We start from the raw sequence: 19,159 nt of genomic DNA, 5'->3' as shown, positions 1-19,159 counted from the left end.
TTGCCTTAAAGCGCCACAACGTTGACCGCTGATGGACCTTTTGGCCCTGCTCTACTGAAAACTCCACTTCCTGATTTTCATTCAGAGTGCGGAATTCATTACTTTGAATGGCGGAAAAATGCACAAACACATCTTTGCTGCCATCTTTAGGCGTAATGAAACCAAAGCCCTTTTCAGGGTTAAACCATTTTACTAAACCAGTGATTTTCGTCGTCATAATATTGTTACCTTTTGAATGAGCCCTTGGGCAAAATGGCCTGAAGAAAATTATCAGAGAGAAAAAAACCTAAAGGAGATCTCAAGAGGAACAAATGATGAGAAATATTACAATCACTACTTCAGATAAGTTTGTATCAAACCGCACAACCATTAACGCATGGTTAACTGCACATAGCAAGCTTTAGTTTTGTTAAAAAAATATTAATTGTTTTTTAGCATTATCACGCTGATTGCCATACTCTTTTTATCCATGCCCGTCGCTACGGCTGAAACCTGGCGTAAATAAGTGACGTCTCACAACGCCTACCTGGCAATAAATGCGCCACATTTCCTGATGTCGTAAACCAGGATACATGCGCCTCATCGTGAGAGGTTCCTGTGATTTTGTGTGACCAAAACCAGTTAGAGAACGGGGATGATTTGGCAACTATCTCAGGCATTGATCGCACAAGTTACTTAACACGCAGTAGATCAGAGTATCTTGTGGTGTACCGAGGCGAAAGCATTTCTCGCTTCATAGCCCACTGTTGCGACATCCCCTGCCCGGCGAAGTACAGCGTCCCCTTCCCGTCTTTTGCGTTAAGATGGTCCAGTACTTCCATCAACTTCGCACTACCGGCGCGCGGCGCGTTATCGTCGAAAAGGTTGAGTTGCGCTACGCCCTGACTGAAGAAGTCACCCAGCATCACCCCCGCTTTCTGGTAGCGATGGCCGTCGCGCCAGATTTTATCCAGGCATTTCACAGCCGCATTGATAATGTCGCGTGAATCCTGCGTGGGGGTGAGAAGCGTCACTGCGGCGCTGTTACCGTAGTAGGGCTCGTTCAGGGCAAAGGGGGATGTTTTGACGAATGTTGAGATGAAACGGCAGTACTGGTGCTCGCCGCGGAGTTTTTCTGCCGCGCGCGCAGCGTAGCTGTAAACAGCCTGGCGCATTTCCTCATAGTCTGTGACCCGCTCGCCGAAAGAGCGGCTACAAACGATTTCCTGCTTTGCCGGCGCAAACTCTTCAAGCTCCAGACATGGCTCTCCGCAAAGCTCTCTCACGGTACGCTCCAGCACGACATTGAAGTGTTTCCTGATGATCCAGGTACTTTGTTCAGAGAGATCGAGAGCAGTCTTGATGCCCAGGGCATTTAGCTTCTTACTGATGCGCCTGCCGACACCCCAGACATCCTCTACGGGTATCAGGGCCAGCAGCCGACGCTGGCGATCGATGTTCGACAAGTCAACCACCCCGTCGGTCTGGCGCTGCCACTTTTTCGCAGCATGGTTAGCCAGCTTGGCAAGGGTTTTCGTCTGGGCAATGCCTACACCGACAGTCAGGTGCGTGCGCTTCAGGACCGTCGCTCTTATCTCGCGCCCGAAATCTGTCAGATCCAGGCAGTTTCGTACCCCCGTCAGATCACAAAAAGCCTCATCAATGCTGTAAATTTCTACCCGCGGCACCATCTCCTCGAGTGTGGTCATTACCCGGTTCGACATATCAGCGTAAAGCTCGTAATTACTGCTGAAGCAAACAACGCCGGATCGCCGGAAGCGTTCTTTCTGTTTGAAGTATGGCTCACCTGGTGCGATACCGAGCTGTTTCGCCTCGGCGCTACACGCGATAACGCAGCCATCATTGTTTGATAACACCACCACTGGTCGGCCACATAAATCAGGACGAAAGACCGTTTCGCAGGAGGCGTAAAAGCTATTAACATCGCAGAGCGCGAACATAATCAACTGACCGCTTTAATGATAAAGGTCACCACCCCGAATATGTCGAGCGTGTCTTCACTGCCGACAGGTATAGGTCGATAGGCGCCGTTCATGGGGATTAACTGCACTGTCGGGCGCAACTGCAACCGTTTTACGGTGAACTCTCCTTCAATTGCCGCAATTACAATGTCACCGTGGTCAGCGTTCCGTGAGCTATCCACCACCAGCAGATCACCGTCGCTGATGCCTGCTTCAATCATTGAATCACCCGTGGCTTTGACAAAATATGTTGAGCTGGGATGAGAAACGAGCAACTCATTAAGATCGATACGCTGCTCAATGTAGTCCGCTGCGGGGCTGGGGAATCCACACGGCACTAAGTAACTGAAAAATGGGAGAGGAATAATTTCGCGCAACTCTGTAGGTCTGAAAAATTCCATAATCCATACCTCGAATACTGTTTTTATATACAGTAGTATTATTTAAACATGCGCGCAAGATACTGGAGTCGCTGCGGCTGTTGAAATCTTCGTCGCTTCGTTTGTAAGTTTCTCTCTCAGTTCAAATTATGCGTTTTGTAAATTTTCCGGTTGTATTGTCATGTGTGCATATTTAAGCCAGTCTGGAGGCCACATTTTCTGTACAGCGTCGACAGCCCCGCAGCGTAAGTTATCGCCACGCGCCAGCGCGTTTCCCTGACAACAATTAATCTTTCGCCCTGCGCCCATGTCTACAGGGGAACATGTCGGGCAACAGGCCGGGTGCGACGATTACCGAGGACGACGGCGTTAAGTCGCCGCGAGTGACATCACTGTGAATCCCGATGGGGTACAGCGAAAGCCCGGGGCTGAAAACTAGGAGTTGACTTATGATCGAAAATAACACCATCCCTGGCCCCCTCTTCTGGCAGAAAAAGCATAAGATGGCGATACGTTTTTCACGTACTATTCTAAGTGTATTCTAAGTGTGAGACTGATCGCTGAAAGAAGATGAGCTAAGTGTTTGAATTGTGGCGGAGAGAGGGGGATTTGAACCCCCGGTAGAGTTGCCCCTACTCCGGTTTTCGAGACCGGTCCGTTCAGCCGCTCCGGCATCTCTCCGTATATTGCAATGATGCCAGGTAATTTGGCATTTTAACAGACCCTATTCGGGTAATTTTGTTCAAGTGACGAGTTTACGAGCAAAACGATGATTAAGTGGCCCTGGAAAGCACAAGAAATAACCCAGAACGAAGACTGGCCGTGGGATAATGCGCTGGCTATACCTCTTCTGGTAAACCTCACCGCGCAAGAACAGGCTCGGCTTATTGCGCTAGCCGAACGTTTTTTGCAGCAGAAAAGACTGGTAGCGCTACAGGGATTTGAGCTCGACTCGTTAAAAAGTGCACGTATTGCGTTAATTTTTTGCTTACCGATCCTGGAGCTCGGTATTGAGTGGCTTGATGGTTTTCATGAAGTGCTCATTTATCCCGCGCCCTTTGTGGTAGATGATGAATGGGAAGATGACATAGGTCTGGTGCACAGCCAGCGTGTCGTACAGTCGGGGCAAAGCTGGCAACAAGGGCCCATCATTCTGAACTGGCTGGATATCCAGGACTCGTTCGATGCTTCGGGTTTCAATCTCATTATTCATGAAGTCGCGCACAAACTGGATATGCGTAATGGCGATCGCGCCAGCGGCATCCCTTTCATCCCGTTGCGCGATGTGGCTGGCTGGGAACACGATCTCCACGCGGCAATGAATAATATTCAGGATGAAATCGATCTTGTTGGCGAAAGCGCTGCCAGTATAGATGCCTATGCCGCCACCGACCCTGCAGAATGTTTTGCCGTGTTGTCAGAGTATTTTTTCAGCGCGCCAGAACTGTTTGCTCCACGTTTCCCGGCACTATGGCAGCGTTTTTGCCAGTTCTATCGCTAGGATCCTTCTCAGCGCTTACGGGTAAGCGCTGCCGAAGGCGACTACGGCGAGGAATCCGAACATTAATTCCTCACTTTGTGGGTTAATTAACCAATTGAATTGGCGCGTTAATTTTACTGTTGACACGTTATAGCCGGCCCAGTATTATGCGCCTCGTTGAAACAATTCCTCTGTAGTTCAGTCGGTAGAACGGCGGACTGTTAATCCGTATGTCACTGGTTCGAGTCCAGTCAGAGGAGCCAAATTTAGGGAAGCAGACGTTCACTGACGTCTGCTTTCTGCATTTATATCAACTGATTAACCCCTTCTTCAGGTTCACTCTCGTTTACTAAAAACCACTCGAAGCTATACCCTTTTGCTGGTAAAGCTGGTTCGATTTGCGTTTTACCAGCACGCGGAGGGAACCGTCATGTCACTGACTGATACTAAAGTAAAAAATGCCAGACCAGCGGAAAAGGCCGTCAAGCTCGCTGACGGGTTTGGCCTCTATCGATTCAAAATACTGGCAGTCAGGCTATCGCTTTAATGGCAAACAGAAGGTGTTTTCTATTGGGGTTTACCCTGCGGTTTCTCTTGCTGATGCCAGACAACGCCGTGACGAGGTCAAAAGGCTGCTGGATCAGGGGATTGACCCGAACGCAAAAAACAGGCTGATGAAAAAATCCTTCAGGAAAAGCGCGATAAAACCCGCTCGTTCCGTGTCGTCGCCAAAAGCTGATGCACCATAATTCTGCCTATGATATTGACGGAAATCTTTTCGCCTGCACCAGAAATTTATCTGCCATTTCCGCTACCGGCGTCAGACTGCCTGTATCAACCATTTTCACAAAATATTTCACGTCTAAAGTTCGTTCTACTCCCTGCCCTTAATCTCTACGGCGTTATGTCTCAGAATTATTTGCCAAGTGCCTGCCAGTTTTTCACGTTTCATCAGACGCTGGTACACAGCCATTGCGGTAAGGTCACAGCATTTGACTTGTGCAATTACAGACAAAGTTGCGCCATGCCGGAGCAAAGTAGGAATTAGATCAAAACTTCAACGCTTTGTTGTTTTTGTCAGCAAACAAACGCGCAACCTTATTTCCCCCTTTGACAAGCCGATCGCACATCGTTACTATGCGCCCCGTTCACACGATTCCTCTGTAGTTCAGTCGGTAGAACGGCGGACTGTTAATCCGTATGTCACTGGTTCGAGTCCAGTCAGAGGAGCCAGATTTTAGTTTCGGGATATCCTGGTGAGTCCGGAGACGTTTAAAAAACAATAAATTATCTTTACCCGGTTGACCTGAGAAGGTTTACCGGGTTTTTTGACATCCATAGTTTTTAGGGGCTTAATCGGGGCCTCACGGTTCGTTGAGTAAATGGAGCCCCCTCCTATGGCATTAACCGATACCGCTGGCGGCACGCAGACCGATCCGGGTACAGGAAAACCGTCAGAAAATCCACCCGCCGCTCCCAATAAGCCCACTCCACCGAAAGAAGAAACGCCGCCCGGCGCGCCGGAGAAATACGCGTTCACCGCCCCTGAAGGTCAAGAACTCGATACCAGCGCGCTGGCGCAGTTCGAACCAGTGGCGCGTGAACTGAACCTGACGCAGGAGCAGGCGCAGAAGCTGGTGGACGTCTATCCGAAAGTGCTGGCGGGAGTGCAACAATAGCAAGCGGAGTCATGGCAGAAGCAAACAGAAGACTGGGCTGCGGCAGTTAAAGCCGATAAAGACATTGGCGGTGACAAGCTGGCGTCTAATCTTGGCGCAGCTCAGCGGGCTATCGACACGTTCGGTACCAAAGAACTGAAAGAGTATCTCGATGGTACCTGCGCCAGATCTCTGGTCAATGCTGCACCGTGACGGAAGCGATTCCACCCGGCACCTGTTACCACATCAGCGCCTTTTACTTTACGGGCTGCGGCCTGCAAAGACGTCCGGCTTTGCTGCCGCGTGACCGTCAATCTGCGCCAGAATCCGCGATCTTTCGCGCCCGGCACTCAACCGGTGCGTCACTTTCGTCGCGCAAAGCGACAAAGTGACGCACAACCACTACACCGCGCCATGCCCCTGTTTTCGGGGTTCCGGCGTTCATTCCCGAATCTGACACGCCTTTTTGGGGCCGCTGTCAGCAAGAAAGAAGAGAAAAAGATCGATACCGAGGGGGGGGGGGGCTGATGCCCCGGAGAATTTCTGCTCACGCAGGCAGCCTGTACCGCGTACAGTCTGAAACTCCCTATACCTCAACAAACTGCCACTCCGGCGTAAAGGTATCGTTCTGGCGCAGCCAAAGAGCATACGCCGGAGACTGTTTGTGTTCTCAAAATCACAGGAGAAGTGTATGGGCAAGTTAGGTGGTGAAATGAAGGCACTGGCAAAGCACTGTGGCGGTAGCCATAAAACGGTGAACGATTGCATTCATATCGTGCAGCGTTTCGATCACCACTTACGGGCTTTGAACGTCCATATCCAGCGGGTTGCGCAGATTAAGGTGCGCCACATTGAAAGCTATATTCATGAAAGGTTGGCGCAGGGGATCGGCAAACGCACGCTGCAAAATGAAATGGCCTCGCTGCGCGCTGTTCTGCAACAGGCCGGGCGTAAACAGGTGGCAGCGCATGAATGGCTGACTAATAAATCGCTGGGTCTGGCTGGTGCATCGCGCAGCGGGACGCGACAGGCGATCACGCCGGAACATTATCATCATGTGCTGGAGACGGCCCGCATGAAAGATCCGGGACTGGCAGCGGCGCTGGAACTGGCGAGGCTGATGGGCTTACGTTCACAGGAAGCGGTGCAGAGAGTGCAATGGATCTGGGGCATGGGGACGGGCGTGGGCGGTATGTGGCGCAGGTGTATGGGCAAATTTGACAGCTGGCTAAGAGCGAGCAGCGGATGGAGCAGGTTACCACCGTTCACAGTTAGTGAAAGACTGGGCGGAGGTGGTAAATATCAGGCTGCATTACCTTCCCCCTTACAGTCCAAACCTGAATCCGATAGAACGAATGTGGAAATTAATGAACGAACATGCCCGGAATAATCGCTACTTCAGCAGTACGCGAGAGTTCAGGGACGCAATATCTGTCTTTTTTAACCAGACGCTGCCGGATATAGCGGACTCACTTACATCCCGAATTAAAGATCACTTTCAGGTGCTCACTCCCGCATCTTGAGGTTTATTGGGTATATAATCGTTAATAATCATCAGCGCGTTATTATCAAATTAAAAACAACGCGCTCGTAATACTTAAATTATTCTTACTGGTAACTGAAGAAAACTCTCTCCTGCCAGAATATGCTCCTCGCATCCTTTACATTAACTCTTTGTTTCTATAGCATGAAATAAGTTTCAGGGAGTTATTATTCATACAAGGAGAACATCTTGAAGAAAATATTCATAACAATTATAGTTTCATTATATTGCGCGAATATATGTGCAAAACAATCCCCCAGTACAGAATCCAAACCCGTTAATTTCATCGCCCAAATTGAAAATATCGATTTTAATAAAACCGCCATTAGCAGTGACCTGAAACTTTTACTCGCCGACCGTTATTATTTTAAAGATAAAACACCCTGTAATACTAATACCCTTTCTGCGCGCGCAGAATCAATGGGACTGACGACAGAAGAATATATTAATAAAATACGCAGTTTAAGACCGGCTATTCTCGATGACCGTTATTTTTACCTGACGGTCGATCAGTGCGATGCTGGCGGCACGCCCATGCTGACTGGAATCGAGCTATGTACCGAAGCGCTGTGCGGTGCCGAATACATGAAAAGATCGTCTGACTTGTGGCTGGATGATGAACTGCAACCGATGGTTAAACGTCAGGCAACAACAGTAGTCCATATGCCCCTCCCCTATGACAAAGAGAAAAAATTATGGAAAGTCACCGGCTTGTATCTGGAATCCTCAGAAGAAACAGGGGAGGTGATGCAAAGTAAACAGATAGCCTTTGAAGGCTATACCAACGAAGAAAACTTCGCTAACCGACAACGTGTTTCTGTATTTAAATCTTTCTATGAAAGCGGCAATCTCAAAAGTATTTATCATTATAATGCGCAAAATAAGCGTGACGGAAAAGCTGAAACTTACTTTGATGAAAAAGACAAAATAGCGGAAACGCTGACGTTTAAAGATGGTCAACCCGAAGGGGAATACATCGTATACCATGAAAACGGAGCCGTTGAAAGTAAACGTTACTTTGCCCAAGGTAAAATTAAAGATGGCGAATGCCCACATTTTTATGATAACGGCGTTTTAAAACAAAAACACAGCTATTTAAATCAGAAACTGGAAGGCCCGGCATTTGAATATTTCCCTGATGGGAAAATAAAGGGGAAATATTCATACAGTAAAGGCACCATTGTCGGCACCAGTACGGAATATTATTCTACCGGTAAAATTCGTGGTGTTTACCACAGAAATAACCAAGGTGAAAACGACGGAACGTTCGAACAATACAGTGAAGAGGGCAAACTCCTTTCTAAAGCGACCTATAAAAATGGCAAACAGCTTTCTGCTCAGAGCTGGTATGAAAATGGGCATCCCAAAGAAGAATCCTCTTTTGATAGTGAAGGCCGTAAACATGGTGCGGTCAAAGAATGGTTCAGCAACGGAAAGCCTGCCTCATCCAAAATGTATAAACATGATGTGTTAGACGGGGATTTCGAAAAGTGGTACGAAAATGGTCACCGCGAATCAGTCTATCCCTATAAAAACGGTATGCTAAATGGGGACGCTAAGCACTGGAATGAACAGGGCAAACTCACCTATACCACCGAATATAAAGACGATAAAAAGCAGGGAGCCGATCGCCGCTGGAGCGAACGTACCGGTAAACTTGTTGAAGAGGTTATGTTTGCTAATGATGAAAGAAACGGCCTGAAAAGAGAGTTTAACGATCGTACGGGTAAGGTCTTAAGTGCGCTGCCCTATGTCGATGGCGACAAGGAAGGTACAGAAGAAGCCTATGATGAAGACGGCATAAAATACATCCGTTGTTACCACAACGATGAAGAGCTTTCAGAGCTATATGCGCCGACTGACGTCACCAATAAGGCAAAGCAGGGTGACAGCACTGCGCAATATCATTTAGGTAAGTACGAGTTTGAATGCACAAACTACGATGCGGCGATGAAATGGTTAACTCAGTCCGCAGAGCAAAATCATCCCGGCGCGCTTCTCTTTTTGGCCTATGCGTACAACGACGGTGATGGCGTAGCGCAAGACAGCAAAAAATATCTCTCCTATTTATTCAAAGCGGCAGAGCTTGGCGAAAGTGATGCGCAGTTAGAAGTGGGATATTTAAATCTTATCGGCGAAGGAATGCCGAAAAACCTGCCGGAAGCCTATAAGTGGATTAAAAAATCCGCTGACCAGGGAAATGCTCAGGCGCACTATAACCTTGGACTCATGTACAGGAATGGTGATGGCGTTGAGAAAGACCTCAACAAAGCCAAACTTCATCTTACAGCGGCGGTAAAAGGCGGCGTCAAACCTGAACTGGCAGCCTTAAAGGAATTAACGCCTCAAACTAAGTAAATATGACTTTGCTGTAAAGAGGCTATTCAAACGGAACTGAAAGGATACACGTTGCTATGAAATTTAAATTCGCCACATTACTCACAGCCGCCACGGTTTTTTACTCTTATCAGAGCGTTGCACAAAGTCAGCAATCGCCTGATGTCTGGTCAGTTGTCGAACAGAAACTGCAAAATGCCGTCCCTTTAAATGAAAACACCACTTTTAAATCGCAGGCAGCCTGGTTTGAATTACACAGGGAACTGTTTATGTACGGCCCGATGAGCCGTGCGGATGCATTACTGAAAAAGCTGGACACACAATCGAATGATGCGAAGTTTTCGCTAAACCATGAGGCCTCGTGGATCGCTGAAAATAATAGCCCGGATGCCGCGATGGTTTTCCTGTCCAAAATTGGTCTCGATAAACCGTCGAGCATTACCGCCTACGAGAGCTACGTTGATGGCTGGGTTAATCGCAAACAGCCTGAAAAAGCCTTAGCCCTTCTTAGCAAAAATGCCGACGCGAGGAATTTTTATTTAGCCACGGTTTTAAAATCCTGGCACTCAGATCCTGATAAAACCGCCGCTATTTATAATGAAAATTACGCTGATAAAATTGTTGTTCCTTATACTCAACTAAAAATGCTGCTTATTATTGCGAAGCAGTACCATGCCAAGGGCGACACCGCAAAGGCGTTGGTTTACGCAGATAGCGCGCTGAAAATGTTTGATACGGCTATTGCTCAACAACCGAGTGCTGAAGCCTACCGTTATCAGGAGTATCTCGACCTGATGGAGATCTATTACGCCACGGGGAATAAAGAGAAGGCGATGGCGTTGTCTGCGAGATTGCGCAAAGCAACCGGCAATAAAGGAAGCTATTTCCAGTATTCATTACCGGGATTGCTCTCTTTTTATAAGAAAAACGAGCTGACACAGAATTATCAGGAGACGCTTTCAACCTATGTGACGCAGGTCGATAAAATATTCAATTTTGCCCCTTCGCCGCGCATTGAAATGGAGCTGATTGATTTATTAAGCAAGCTTGATGATGTTGCGCTGATGAATAAGCGTATCGATTTGCTGATGAGCGCGCCGGAATATACCTGCTACGACGACAGGTATTGCTACGAGTACAAAATCAAAGCGCTGAAGAATCTCTTTCAGCATAAGCAGAATGCTGTGGCGGAAAAGCATATCGCAACCCTCTCCGCCGAGGCGCAAACCCTGACGTTCGCCGAATGGGAAGATGCAACAAATGAAATGGGTGAAGTACTCAAAGAAATTGGTCATCCTGAGGCAGCGCAAAAATTAGCCGTCAGCGCCGAGGCGATTTACCTCAGCCAAGCAAAAGCCTGGCCTGATGAAGATATGTCGCGTTCCTTTCAAAGACTTGCGGAGCTTTACAGCTATGGCAACGACACGGTGAATGCCAAACGGGTGTTACACCAGCACGTTCCCTCTCTCGAAGAGGAGGCGATGATCGACCACTACATGAATGCAAAACAGTGGAGTCAGGCAAGGGAATTGATGATTAACGCAGATAGGGTCGATAATAAAAACCTGATGCTGTTACGCCAGATTTGTTCTGAAAACACGCCCGAGTGTCAGGAACATATTACCTTTACGCTGAAAAAATTAACCACGCAGGCGTCGATTACCCGCCAGGACGACACCGGTAATCAGCAGCTTTATCAGATTGGGAATATTTTTCACAGATTGGGTATCATACCGGGAGCGGAACAGCAGGCGCTGATTCAGGCGTTGTATAACAAGGCCGCAGAGACTAAAAAAGCCACGCCTTAATCGATTTACCCGCCCGGCCACCTTTCTCACATGCGGGAAGGCGGCGGGCGGGAAAAATCAATCGCGGAAGTTTTTGAACTGGAACGGCTGGCCCAGATTGCCGCCGCGCATCAGCACCATCGCTGCCTGCAGATCGTCGCGGGATTTACCGGTCACACGCACTAACGTAAATTCGAATCCAAACCCACAGAGATTACCGCAAGATATTAATGTTGACCCAACACCGCCTGCCGGAAGACCCGCGCTGGAACGCCCTGCACGAGGACTTCAGCTTTGACGACGACGACAACCAGCTGGGCATGAACATGCCGCCCGAAGGTGGCGAGCATCAGGCGAAAGTCAAAGGCGACCGCCTGCTGCTACAGGGCAGACCACCACTATGAGTACGACGAGTTCGGCAATCCCATCGCTGACCGCTGGGGCAAGGCGCAGTGCCGGGAGCACCGATTTGAATGGAACGGCGAGCACCGGCTGGTGCGCTTTACCGACGTGCGCCACTATGATGATGAAGGCTTTCCGCGCCACTCGTGGCGCTATGAGTTCGATAATGGCGTGACCACCCTATATCCCTGTCCGACGCGAAAATCCTCAGTATCAAGCCTTCTGATAATCCCTTTAAGCTGATCGATTCTCACGGTCGGTATCTGCTTGTTAATCCGGGCTTGTGGGGCCAGGCGCTCAAGGAGCGTGAAGTGCGGCGCAATGTTTTCGCCTTCCGGCGCGTTTCCTGACGTAGACGCGATTATCGGCGACAGGTCTCCGGCGATGGTGATGAAGCCGCGGCACAATAAGGCCTTAACGGGATATAGAACCGCCTCCCGCTAAGGCTTCATTCAGCCACTTTCCATATCACATAAATACGCCTCTTCCGCTCCTGTCCAGCAGCAGGCGACAGCTCATTTCGTTAGCGAAACGGTGGCTCATTAAACGTGCGTAATTTACGTGAGTGCAAACGATCACCTTCTGCGCGTAGTAAATCAATAGCACGAATACCAATTTGCAAATGTTCTGAAATAGCCCCCTCATAAAACCGGTTTGCCTGCCCGGGCAGTTTAATTTCACCGTGTAAAGGTTTGTCAGAAACACAAAGCAGCGTGCCGTAAGGCACGCGGAAGCGATAGCCCTGGGCTGCAATCGTCGCGCTCTCCATATCAATCGCGACCGCGCGGCTAAGGTTGAATCGCAGCGCCGATGCGGAATAACGAAGCTCCCAGTTACGATCATCCGTGGTGACGACCGTTCCCGTGCGCAGTCGCTGTTTCACCTCTTCACCGGGCATTCCGCTAACCGCTTTGGTAGCGTCGTACAGCGCACGCTGTACTTCCGCAATGCTTGGAATAGGAATATCAGGCGGCAGAACGGCATCCAGCACATGATCATCGCGTAAGTAGGCATGGGCCAGCACATAATCACCAATCGCCTGACTTTCTCGTAACCCTCCACAGTGCCCAATCATAAGCCAGACGTCAGGCCGCAACACGGCCAAATGGTCGCAAATCGTTTTAGCATTTGAAGGGCCGACACCGATATTTACCAGCGTAATCCCCTGCCCATCTGCCGTTACCAGGTGCCAGGCGGGCATCTGATGCTTCTTCCAGGCCAGATCGGAAATAGCCTCTTCCGGCGCTTCCGTTTCTGCCGTGATCCAAATTCCGCCGGCACAGGAAAGCGCGATATAGGGACTGTCAGGATCAAGAATTTGGCTGCATCCCCAGCGCACAAACTCATCGACATAGCGGGTGTAGTTGGTAAACAAAACGAAGGGCTGAAAATGTTCAACCGGCGTACCGGTATAGTGCCGTAACCGGGCCAACGAGAAGTCAACACGACGCGCGTCGAAGTGCGATAGCGGATAGAATTCGCCGGGGTGGAACAGACCATCTGCCGTCTCATCGCCAATCTGCGCCAGTTCTGTGGTAGGAAAATGGCGCGTTAGCCCGGCGCTCATAGAACGATCCAGCGTCAGAGCCGAGCCATCGATCACATAAGGATACGGGATCTCATGGTGCGAGGCCTCTACCGCAATATGCGCGCCATAATCATGGTAAACGAGGTTAAGCTGTTCCAGAAGATAAGCGCGAAATAGCGCAGGCCGCGTAACGGTAGTGGTATAACAGCCGGGATGAGTAAAGCGTCCAAAAGCGCGTGTTTTAGGCGGGTTCGGTGTCGCGCCATCCCAGCTTACAGACAGCGAAGGATAAACAAACAGTCCGTTAAGCCTGGCGTGGGGATCGGGCAGCGTACCGTTATCAACATAGTCAGCGATGGCTTCACGGAGCGCGTTAACCGACTGCTCGTATAGCTCCTCCAGGCGATCCAGCGCCTGCTCGGGCGTTAGGTTTGTGCCTTTATTTTCCATATTATTCTCCTTAGCGTTCACAGGTGAGGCACGTCATTCGATAGTATGACAGCAAAGGAGGAAACTAAAGGGGTTAGCGTAAGGGTGGCGGCAGTAAACATGAACCCTTTAAAAAGAAAAGAGAACTATCTTAGCGCCACCATCATCGCTCAAAAAGAAGGGTACTGGTACAGCCATTTGTTAAGTTCATTACAATTAGTCATATAACCATTTCCCGGCTTTTGCTGACTCGATCAGCATGCTGATAGTGAAATCTGGGACGGGTACAGGCTCCGTTTTCTTGAACGGATGCCATGAAAAAGGGTGATTAGGAAAATAGGTTTCTATTCTGAAGTTACCTCGCTCGACATTGAGTTTCTCGAAGAATTTATTCATGAGATCTTCGGCTTCAAGTTCATCAATGCTCAGATCAGTATCAAGGTCAATCTCTGGTGTTAATTCCACTTGCTTAATGTTGAAAAGATATGTGCCAGCATAAGGCCGTACAAGCTCGTAAACTTGCTGTTCAATATTGTCTACCATAACTTATCATTGCCCCGAGCAATGGTATTGTAGTCGCGTATAGTGCGATATGTTATTTGTGACACATCTGCGGCAAGGATAATTTCCCCGATCAAAGGAATGAAACGTCCAACAAACGGCGCAATGTTACGAACCATAACACGTCTGGCTGTCCACGGGGTGTAACCGCCTAACCATGTCGGAAGGGATATTCCAAAGGGAAATTTTGACTTTTTAAACACTGCACGTGCAGTCCTGGACGCGTATGATGTGCCTTTAGTCGCTCCAGCGGGTTTCGCCCTTGTCCAAAGATTATTACGACCTGATGCCAAAGCAACAACAGCCCCGAAATCTGCAACACCAATCCCAAACTGGCTTGCGGTATTCTCACAAAAAATCATAACAGAAGTTCGGCAGCAGTCAGATTGGATTTTCCTGCATAGAAGTATGTTCCATTTAGTTCTTCTACTGTATCCATTAGAAACTCTATAGTTACTATTTTGGTTTACTTATTGTACATCCTTGTTTCGAATGAAAGAAATCAATCTTTTGGGAAAGAACGGATCAAGATCACTGGAAATATCTGAAATCAGATGAAAGAGGCAGTCGCGATTCCCACCAGGGGCATCACCTGGCAAGCTTGTGTGATCGCTCCGTTTGAACCGAACACATCTATATGTCAGCATACTGATACGGGTTTGATCTTGCGGATAGCGGTATCGGTTAATGCCATAGGTGGGGGCTCCATTTTCTCAGCGAACCGCGAGGCCCCGATTAAGCCCCTAAAAACTATGGATGTCAAAAAACCCGGTAAACCTTCTCAGGTCAACCGGGTAAAGATAATTTATTGTTTTTTAAACGTCTCCGGACTCACCAGGATATCCCGAAACTAAAATCTGGCTCCTCTGACTGGACTCGAACCAGTGACATACGGATTAACAGTCCGCCGTTCTACCGACTGAACTACAGAGGAATCGTGTGAACGGGGCGAATATTAACGAGGTGCCCCCGGCTTGTCAAAGCCTGTTTTCACAAAAAAAGTTCGTTTGCTGCTTTATTCCACACTTCGGTTAAAATTCACCGTTTCCTGATGATTTTCACAGCAAAAAGCGCTTACTCCCTCTTTACGCGCGGGTATCTCCACAGCCAGCGCCCGCTTATCAGACGCCAGTAAAACAGTGCGCCACGCACGGCCCTGTCAAGAAACATCCCCAGCCAAACCCCTACAACCCCCATACCCAGCACAATACCAAGCGTATACCCTGCTACAACGCGACAGCCCCACATCCCCAGCATCGATACCCACATCGCAAATCGCACATCGCGCGCGCCTTTAAAACCCGACGGCAACACCCACGCGGCCGCCCAAATTGGCATAAAGGCAGCATTAAGCCAGAGCAGAACTTTTACTACCTCTTTTACGTCCTGCTCCTGGGTATAAAATGAGGCAAACGGACCCGCAAACGGCGCCGTCCCCCAGGCAATTGCCGTAAGTACGATAGTCGACATCCAGAATACATGGCGCAGTTGACGCTCTGCCTGACCAATTTGCCCGGTACCAAGACGCTTACCGGTGATAATAGTCGACGCCGAACCAAGAGCGTTACCCGGCAGGTTGATAAGCGCCGCCACGGAAAAGGCAATAAAGTTACCCGCAATAACGTTAGTGCCCATTCCGGCGACAAACATTTGCGTCAGTAGCTTGCCACCGTTGAACAGCACTGATTCAATGCTCGCCGGAATACCGATACCCATCACTTCCCAGATAATGCCGAAATTCAGCGGCTTCAGATAGCTTTTCAGCGGAATGCGCAGCGCCGGATTAAAACCAATCATCAGCACCCAAATAATCGCTACCGCGCCGATGTAGCGCGAAATGGTTAATCCCAGCCCCGCGCCGGCAAAACCCAGCCCTTGCCAGGAGAAAGCCCCGTAAATCAGGATGCTGCTGATGATAATATTGAGAATGTTCATCCCGCCGTTAATCATCAACGGGATTTTCGTATTCCCTGCCCCACGCAGCGCGCCGCTACCGATTAGCGCAATTGCCGCAGCCGGATAACTCAGCACCGTCAGTTCAAGGTACGTTAACGCCAGCCCCTTTACTTCTGACGTCGCCTCGCCTGCGACAATATTAATAATTTCACTGCCGAAATAATGAATGACCACTGCCAGCACAACGGCAAATAGCGTCATAATCACCAGCGACTGGCGCGCCGCCGCCCTTGCGCGTCGCCTGTCGCGCTTGCCGAGGCTAAAGGCGACCACCACCGTAGTACCAAGATCGATAGCCGCAAAAAAAGCCATAATTACCATATTAAAACTGTCGGCAAGCCCCACGCCCGCCATTGCTTCCTTGCCCAGCCAACTGACGAGAAAAGTACTGAGCACGCCCATTAGCAAAACACAGGTATTTTCCAGAAAAATAGGGATAGCAAGTGGGGTGATTTCACGCCAGAACAACACTTTGTAGCTCTTGCGTTTGGCATACCAGGGCGTACGGACGACAGCCTGGCGTAAGGCAGTGGAGACGTTCAAAATGGACCTTAAAGAAGAGAGTTGAAACCACATTTCAATAATGAGCGAGAAATCGTAAGGCTGCAAAGCTTTTTGCAGAAAAAATGTCTGCAAATGCAACAAAGTGATGAGATAACCCGCAATCGAATCTGTAAGAGGTTAAATGGAGTTTGACAAAAATTTTTCCGCCGCTAATATACGACCCCACACGATTCCTCTGTAGTTCAGTCGGTAGAACGGCGGACTGTTAATCCGTATGTCACTGGTTCGAGTCCAGTCAGAGGAGCCAGATTTTAGTTTCGGGACATCCTGGTGAGTCCGGAGACGTTTAAAAAACAAGAACTTATCTTTACCCGGTTGACCTGATAAGGTTTGCCGGGTTTTTTGACGCCCATAGTTTTTGGGGACTTAATCGGAGGGCTAGCGGTTCGTTGAGAAAATGAAGCCCCTGCCATGACACTCACTACTAATACAGATACTCCAGCCCATGAAAACCAGCAATGCGACAGGATATTTAAAGGCCAGGCCTGCCCGCGCTAATGTTGACCGGCATTCCGGAACGGCGCTCCAGCACCTCATTAACCCGCGAAGTATCAACGTCATCCCCTTTGATAAACGTGCGCAGCACTGGCGTAACGGGCAATGGAACTTTTTTGTCTGACTCAAATTCAGCACGGTTGCGAGAAAGCGGTTCGTGTACCTCCAGCCAACGACTGCCATCCGGCTCTACCGAAAATTTAACGGGCCTGTCGATAATCTGAACGCGGGCTCCTACAGGAACATGGTCGAATAAATATTTAATATCGTCATTGCGTAAACGGATACAGCCCTGACTGACGCGAAGGCCAATGCCAAAGTTAGTGTTAGTGCCATGGATGGCATATAACCTGCCGATATATATTGCGTATAGCCCCATAGGGTTATCCGGCCCCGCAGGCACCATCGCGGGCAGCGTTTTTCCCTCTTTAGCATATTCCCGACGCGTATTAGCCGTTGGCACCCAAACCGGGCCATCTTGTTTGCGTTCAACCGCAGTTACCCAGTTGCGCGGCGTTTCACGGCCAGCCTGACCAATACCAATAGGTAGCACCTCAACCGTATTCGTGCCTGCGGGATAATAATAAAGGCGCATCTCGGCGACGTTTACCACAATACCTTCACGAACGGTGTCAGGCAGAATCAACTGCTGCGGCACCACCAGTGTGGAACCAGACTGAGGTAAAAACACATCCACGCCGGGATTCGCTTCAAGCATATTACTCAGCCCCTGACCGTAGCGGGCGGCAAATGACTCTAAGGGCTGAGTATTGTTCTGCGGTACGGCGATTGTGACAGGCTGTCCTACCAGACGACTGCCTTCGGGCGGCAACGGATAGCTTATAGCCAGCGAGAAATGGCTTACCAACAAGACGAAAAACGGAAAAAAAGGTGTGATACGACGCATTATATCCCTTCCTTTGTCGCGGCAGGTGTGCGTTAAGTATAGCTTTTTTCTCACATGGCTGGTGTTGTGCGCCCGGGTTATGTTGCGTTTGCGTTCCCCTCCGACAGGACAATATTACTGGCCGCTAACTCCCCCATATTGTGGAACATGGCGCACGCGGCTTCCACGATCGGCATCGCCAGCGCCGCGCCGCTTCCTTCACCTAACCGCATCGCCATATGCAAATAGGGTTCCATAGACAAATGCGCGAGCGCGATGCGAGCGCCCTTTTCCGCCGAAAAGTGCGACGGGATCAGATAAGGTCTCACCGCAGGCGCAATCTGACAGGCCGCCAGCGCTGCCGAGTAGGAAAGAAAACCATCCAGCAATACGGGTAAGCCACACCTTGCCGCGCCAAGCATCACGCCGGTCATCCCGACCAGATCAAAACCACCCACCTTCGACAACACATCAATGCCATCGCGCGGATTGGGCTGATTAATCGCAATCGCCCGCCGCACGACGTCCACTTTATTATCGATGCGGGAAGGCGGAAGATTCGCGCCAATCCCCACCACCTCTTTTGCATCACTTCCTGTAAAAACGCTGACCATCGCGGCGGCTGGCGTAGTGTTCGCCATTCCCAGCTCCCCTACGCCAAATAAGGTCACGCCGCGTTGCGCCAGGTCGCAGGTGTAGCGGGAAACCTCCAGCAAAAGCGCCTCAGCTTGCGAGCGACTCATCGCCGGGCCAACGGCAATATTTCCGCAGCCGCGCGCGACGCGCATATTAACTACGCCAGGAATAGGTTCGGCATCAATACCGACATCAATGACATGCACCTTCGCACCGGCCTGAGCGGCAAGCACGCATACGCCGGTTGTTCCCTGCGTCATATTCGCCGCCTGAATCGCCGTCACGATTTTGGGCGAAACCGCTACGCCTTCATCCCAGACGCCATGGTCGGCGCACATCACCAGCACCGCCTTTTCACCTACCTGCGGCGTACCGTTAAGACCCGGCATTCCTGCGAGCTGAACGGCTAAGGTTTCCAGTCTGCCCAGGCTGCCCGGCGGTTTGAGCAGGCCGTCAATATGTTGCTGCGCACGCGCCATCGCCTCGGCGTCCGGCGCAGGAATGTCACGGAGTAAAGCGTGTAGTGTCTGCATAAGATGTCTCGTCCGTAATAATC

General features: G+C 49.8%; 12 protein-coding genes, 5 tRNA genes and 8 pseudogenes. 12 read left to right on the top strand and 13 right to left on the bottom strand.

Translation table 11 applies throughout. From position 1 onward, the window contains the following. Positions 1-5: 5 nt before the first annotated feature. From ACLJRU_RS05915 to ACLJRU_RS05900, 4 genes and pseudogenes are all read right to left on the bottom strand, one after another. Positions 6-217, bottom strand: a pseudogene (locus ACLJRU_RS05915) (cold shock domain-containing protein). Between the two features lie 454 nt (positions 218-671). Next, positions 672-1,940, bottom strand: coding sequence for a Y-family DNA polymerase (locus tag ACLJRU_RS05910; protein ID WP_001540293.1), 1,269 nt, complete (start codon positions 1,938-1,940; stop codon positions 672-674). 2 nt (positions 1,941-1,942) lie between these two features. Next, the gene (locus ACLJRU_RS05905; protein ID WP_000394197.1) at positions 1,943-2,362 is read right to left on the bottom strand and encodes a translesion error-prone DNA polymerase V autoproteolytic subunit; all 420 of its coding nucleotides are present in this window, start codon (positions 2,360-2,362) and stop codon (positions 1,943-1,945) included. A gap of 570 nt (positions 2,363-2,932) precedes the next feature. Further along, a tRNA-Ser gene (locus ACLJRU_RS05900) sits at positions 2,933-3,022 on the bottom strand. Positions 3,023-3,110: 88 nt separating this feature from the next. Here ACLJRU_RS05900 and mtfA point away from each other — a divergent pair. The 5 genes and pseudogenes from mtfA to ACLJRU_RS05875 all read left to right on the top strand — a co-directional run bounded on the left by mtfA (position 3,111) and on the right by ACLJRU_RS05875 (position 5,692). Next, a pseudogene (mtfA, locus tag ACLJRU_RS05895) lies at positions 3,111-3,908 on the top strand (DgsA anti-repressor MtfA). 100 nt (positions 3,909-4,008) lie between these two features. Next, positions 4,009-4,084: transfer RNA gene (locus ACLJRU_RS05890), tRNA-Asn, on the top strand. A gap of 167 nt (positions 4,085-4,251) precedes the next feature. Beyond that, positions 4,252-4,557, top strand: a pseudogene (locus tag ACLJRU_RS05885) (Arm DNA-binding domain-containing protein); the annotation flags it as partial. Between the two features lie 421 nt (positions 4,558-4,978). Next, positions 4,979-5,054: transfer RNA gene (locus ACLJRU_RS05880), tRNA-Asn, on the top strand. Between the two features lie 164 nt (positions 5,055-5,218). Then, positions 5,219-5,692, top strand: a pseudogene (locus tag ACLJRU_RS05875) (peptidase). A 97-nt stretch (positions 5,693-5,789) separates the two neighbouring features. Here the strand turns inward: ACLJRU_RS05875 and ACLJRU_RS05870 are convergent. Continuing rightward, entirely contained in the window at positions 5,790-5,924 is a 135-nt protein-coding gene (locus tag ACLJRU_RS05870) for a hypothetical protein (protein ID WP_001524547.1), read from the bottom strand. A gap of 246 nt (positions 5,925-6,170) precedes the next feature. Between ACLJRU_RS05870 and ACLJRU_RS05865 the strand changes: the two are divergent. The 4 genes and pseudogenes from ACLJRU_RS05865 to ACLJRU_RS05850 form a co-directional block, all read left to right on the top strand. Then, positions 6,171-6,638: pseudogene (locus ACLJRU_RS05865) on the top strand (phage integrase N-terminal domain-containing protein); the annotation flags it as partial. An 85-nt stretch (positions 6,639-6,723) separates the two neighbouring features. After that, positions 6,724-7,002 (top strand): annotated as a pseudogene (locus tag ACLJRU_RS05860) (transposase); the annotation flags it as partial. 683 nt (positions 7,003-7,685) lie between these two features. Then, a complete protein-coding gene (locus tag ACLJRU_RS05855; protein WP_077916205.1) occupies positions 7,686-9,380 on the top strand; it encodes an SEL1-like repeat protein in 1,695 nt (564 codons plus the stop codon). A 56-nt stretch (positions 9,381-9,436) separates the two neighbouring features. Then, a complete protein-coding gene (locus ACLJRU_RS05850) occupies positions 9,437-11,167 on the top strand; it encodes a hypothetical protein (RefSeq protein ID WP_000669122.1) in 1,731 nt (576 codons plus the stop codon). Between the two features lie 57 nt (positions 11,168-11,224). Here ACLJRU_RS05850 and ACLJRU_RS05845 read toward each other — a convergent pair. Continuing rightward, positions 11,225-11,329: pseudogene (locus ACLJRU_RS05845) on the bottom strand (DUF520 family protein); the annotation flags it as partial. Between the two features lie 47 nt (positions 11,330-11,376). Between ACLJRU_RS05845 and ACLJRU_RS05840 the strand changes: the two are divergent. Beyond that, positions 11,377-11,550 (top strand): hypothetical protein, encoded by a 174-nt coding sequence (locus ACLJRU_RS05840; RefSeq protein WP_001540301.1) that lies wholly within the window; start codon positions 11,377-11,379, stop codon positions 11,548-11,550. 521 nt (positions 11,551-12,071) lie between these two features. On the opposite strand, the gene ACLJRU_RS05835 is transcribed toward ACLJRU_RS05840, so the two are convergent. After that, positions 12,072-13,526, bottom strand: coding sequence for an AMP nucleosidase (locus ACLJRU_RS05835; RefSeq protein WP_000428191.1), 1,455 nt, complete (start codon positions 13,524-13,526; stop codon positions 12,072-12,074). 45 nt (positions 13,527-13,571) lie between these two features. Between ACLJRU_RS05835 and ACLJRU_RS05830 the strand changes: the two genes are divergently transcribed. Continuing rightward, entirely contained in the window at positions 13,572-13,733 is a 162-nt protein-coding gene (locus ACLJRU_RS05830) for a hypothetical protein (RefSeq protein WP_023888257.1), read from the top strand. On the opposite strand, the gene ACLJRU_RS05825 is transcribed toward ACLJRU_RS05830, so the two are convergent. From ACLJRU_RS05825 to ACLJRU_RS05810, 4 genes and pseudogenes are all read right to left on the bottom strand, one after another. After that, complete coding sequence (locus ACLJRU_RS05825) at positions 13,722-14,048, bottom strand: DUF1493 family protein (RefSeq protein WP_000228159.1); 327 nt, start codon at positions 14,046-14,048, stop codon at positions 13,722-13,724. The two genes, ACLJRU_RS05830 and ACLJRU_RS05825, sit on opposite strands and share 12 nt — an antisense overlap. Continuing rightward, positions 14,042-14,505, bottom strand: a pseudogene (locus ACLJRU_RS05820) (STM2901 family protein). The gene ACLJRU_RS05825 and the pseudogene ACLJRU_RS05820 overlap by 7 nt, the downstream one beginning before the upstream one ends. Positions 14,506-14,924: 419 nt before the next feature. Beyond that, positions 14,925-15,000 (bottom strand) — tRNA-Asn (locus ACLJRU_RS05815). Between the two features lie 140 nt (positions 15,001-15,140). Beyond that, positions 15,141-16,598, bottom strand: a complete 1,458-nt coding sequence (locus ACLJRU_RS05810) for an EmmdR/YeeO family multidrug/toxin efflux MATE transporter (protein WP_023235034.1) — start codon at positions 16,596-16,598, stop codon at positions 15,141-15,143. A gap of 159 nt (positions 16,599-16,757) precedes the next feature. On the opposite strand from ACLJRU_RS05810, the gene ACLJRU_RS05805 reads away from it, so the two are divergent. Then, positions 16,758-16,833 (top strand) — tRNA-Asn (locus ACLJRU_RS05805). Positions 16,834-17,058: 225 nt separating this feature from the next. On the opposite strand, the gene ldtA is transcribed toward ACLJRU_RS05805, so the two are convergent. Continuing rightward, positions 17,059-17,988, bottom strand: coding sequence for a L,D-transpeptidase (gene ldtA / locus ACLJRU_RS05800; protein ID WP_001540310.1), 930 nt, complete (start codon positions 17,986-17,988; stop codon positions 17,059-17,061). 77 nt (positions 17,989-18,065) lie between these two features. Continuing rightward, on the bottom strand, positions 18,066-19,136 hold the full coding sequence (gene cobT, locus ACLJRU_RS05795) for a nicotinate-nucleotide--dimethylbenzimidazole phosphoribosyltransferase (protein ID WP_023235035.1): 1,071 nt from the start codon (positions 19,134-19,136) through the stop codon (positions 18,066-18,068). Positions 19,137-19,159: the final 23 nt, after the last annotated feature.

This window comes from Salmonella sp. SAL00653 (genome assembly GCF_046552515.1).
GTDB classification, from domain to species: Bacteria; Pseudomonadota; Gammaproteobacteria; order Enterobacterales; family Enterobacteriaceae; genus Salmonella; species Salmonella enterica.
This window is presented reverse-complemented; position numbering and strand designations above follow the sequence as displayed.

Bases quoted from the DNA above. Each gene is read 5' to 3' on its own strand.
- ACLJRU_RS05910 (WP_001540293.1), bottom strand. From the start codon at position 1,940: ATGTTCGCGCTCTGCGATGTTAATAGCTTTTACGCCTCCTGCGAAACG.
- ACLJRU_RS05905 (WP_000394197.1), bottom strand. From the start codon at position 2,362: ATGGAATTTTTCAGACCTACAGAGTTGCGCGAAATTATTCCTCTCCCA.
- ACLJRU_RS05870 (WP_001524547.1), bottom strand. From the start codon at position 5,924: ATGAACGCCGGAACCCCGAAAACAGGGGCATGGCGCGGTGTAGTGGTT.
- ACLJRU_RS05855 (WP_077916205.1), top strand. From the start codon at position 7,686: ATGCCCCTCCCCTATGACAAAGAGAAAAAATTATGGAAAGTCACCGGC.
- ACLJRU_RS05850 (WP_000669122.1), top strand. From the start codon at position 9,437: ATGAAATTTAAATTCGCCACATTACTCACAGCCGCCACGGTTTTTTAC.
- ACLJRU_RS05840 (WP_001540301.1), top strand. From the start codon at position 11,377: ATGTTGACCCAACACCGCCTGCCGGAAGACCCGCGCTGGAACGCCCTG.
- ACLJRU_RS05835 (WP_000428191.1), bottom strand. From the start codon at position 13,526: ATGGAAAATAAAGGCACAAACCTAACGCCCGAGCAGGCGCTGGATCGC.
- ACLJRU_RS05830 (WP_023888257.1), top strand. From the start codon at position 13,572: ATGACAGCAAAGGAGGAAACTAAAGGGGTTAGCGTAAGGGTGGCGGCA.
- ACLJRU_RS05825 (WP_000228159.1), bottom strand. From the start codon at position 14,048: ATGGTAGACAATATTGAACAGCAAGTTTACGAGCTTGTACGGCCTTAT.
- ACLJRU_RS05810 (WP_023235034.1), bottom strand. From the start codon at position 16,598: ATGTGGTTTCAACTCTCTTCTTTAAGGTCCATTTTGAACGTCTCCACT.
- ldtA (WP_001540310.1), bottom strand. From the start codon at position 17,988: ATGCGTCGTATCACACCTTTTTTTCCGTTTTTCGTCTTGTTGGTAAGC.
- cobT (WP_023235035.1), bottom strand. From the start codon at position 19,136: ATGCAGACACTACACGCTTTACTCCGTGACATTCCTGCGCCGGACGCC.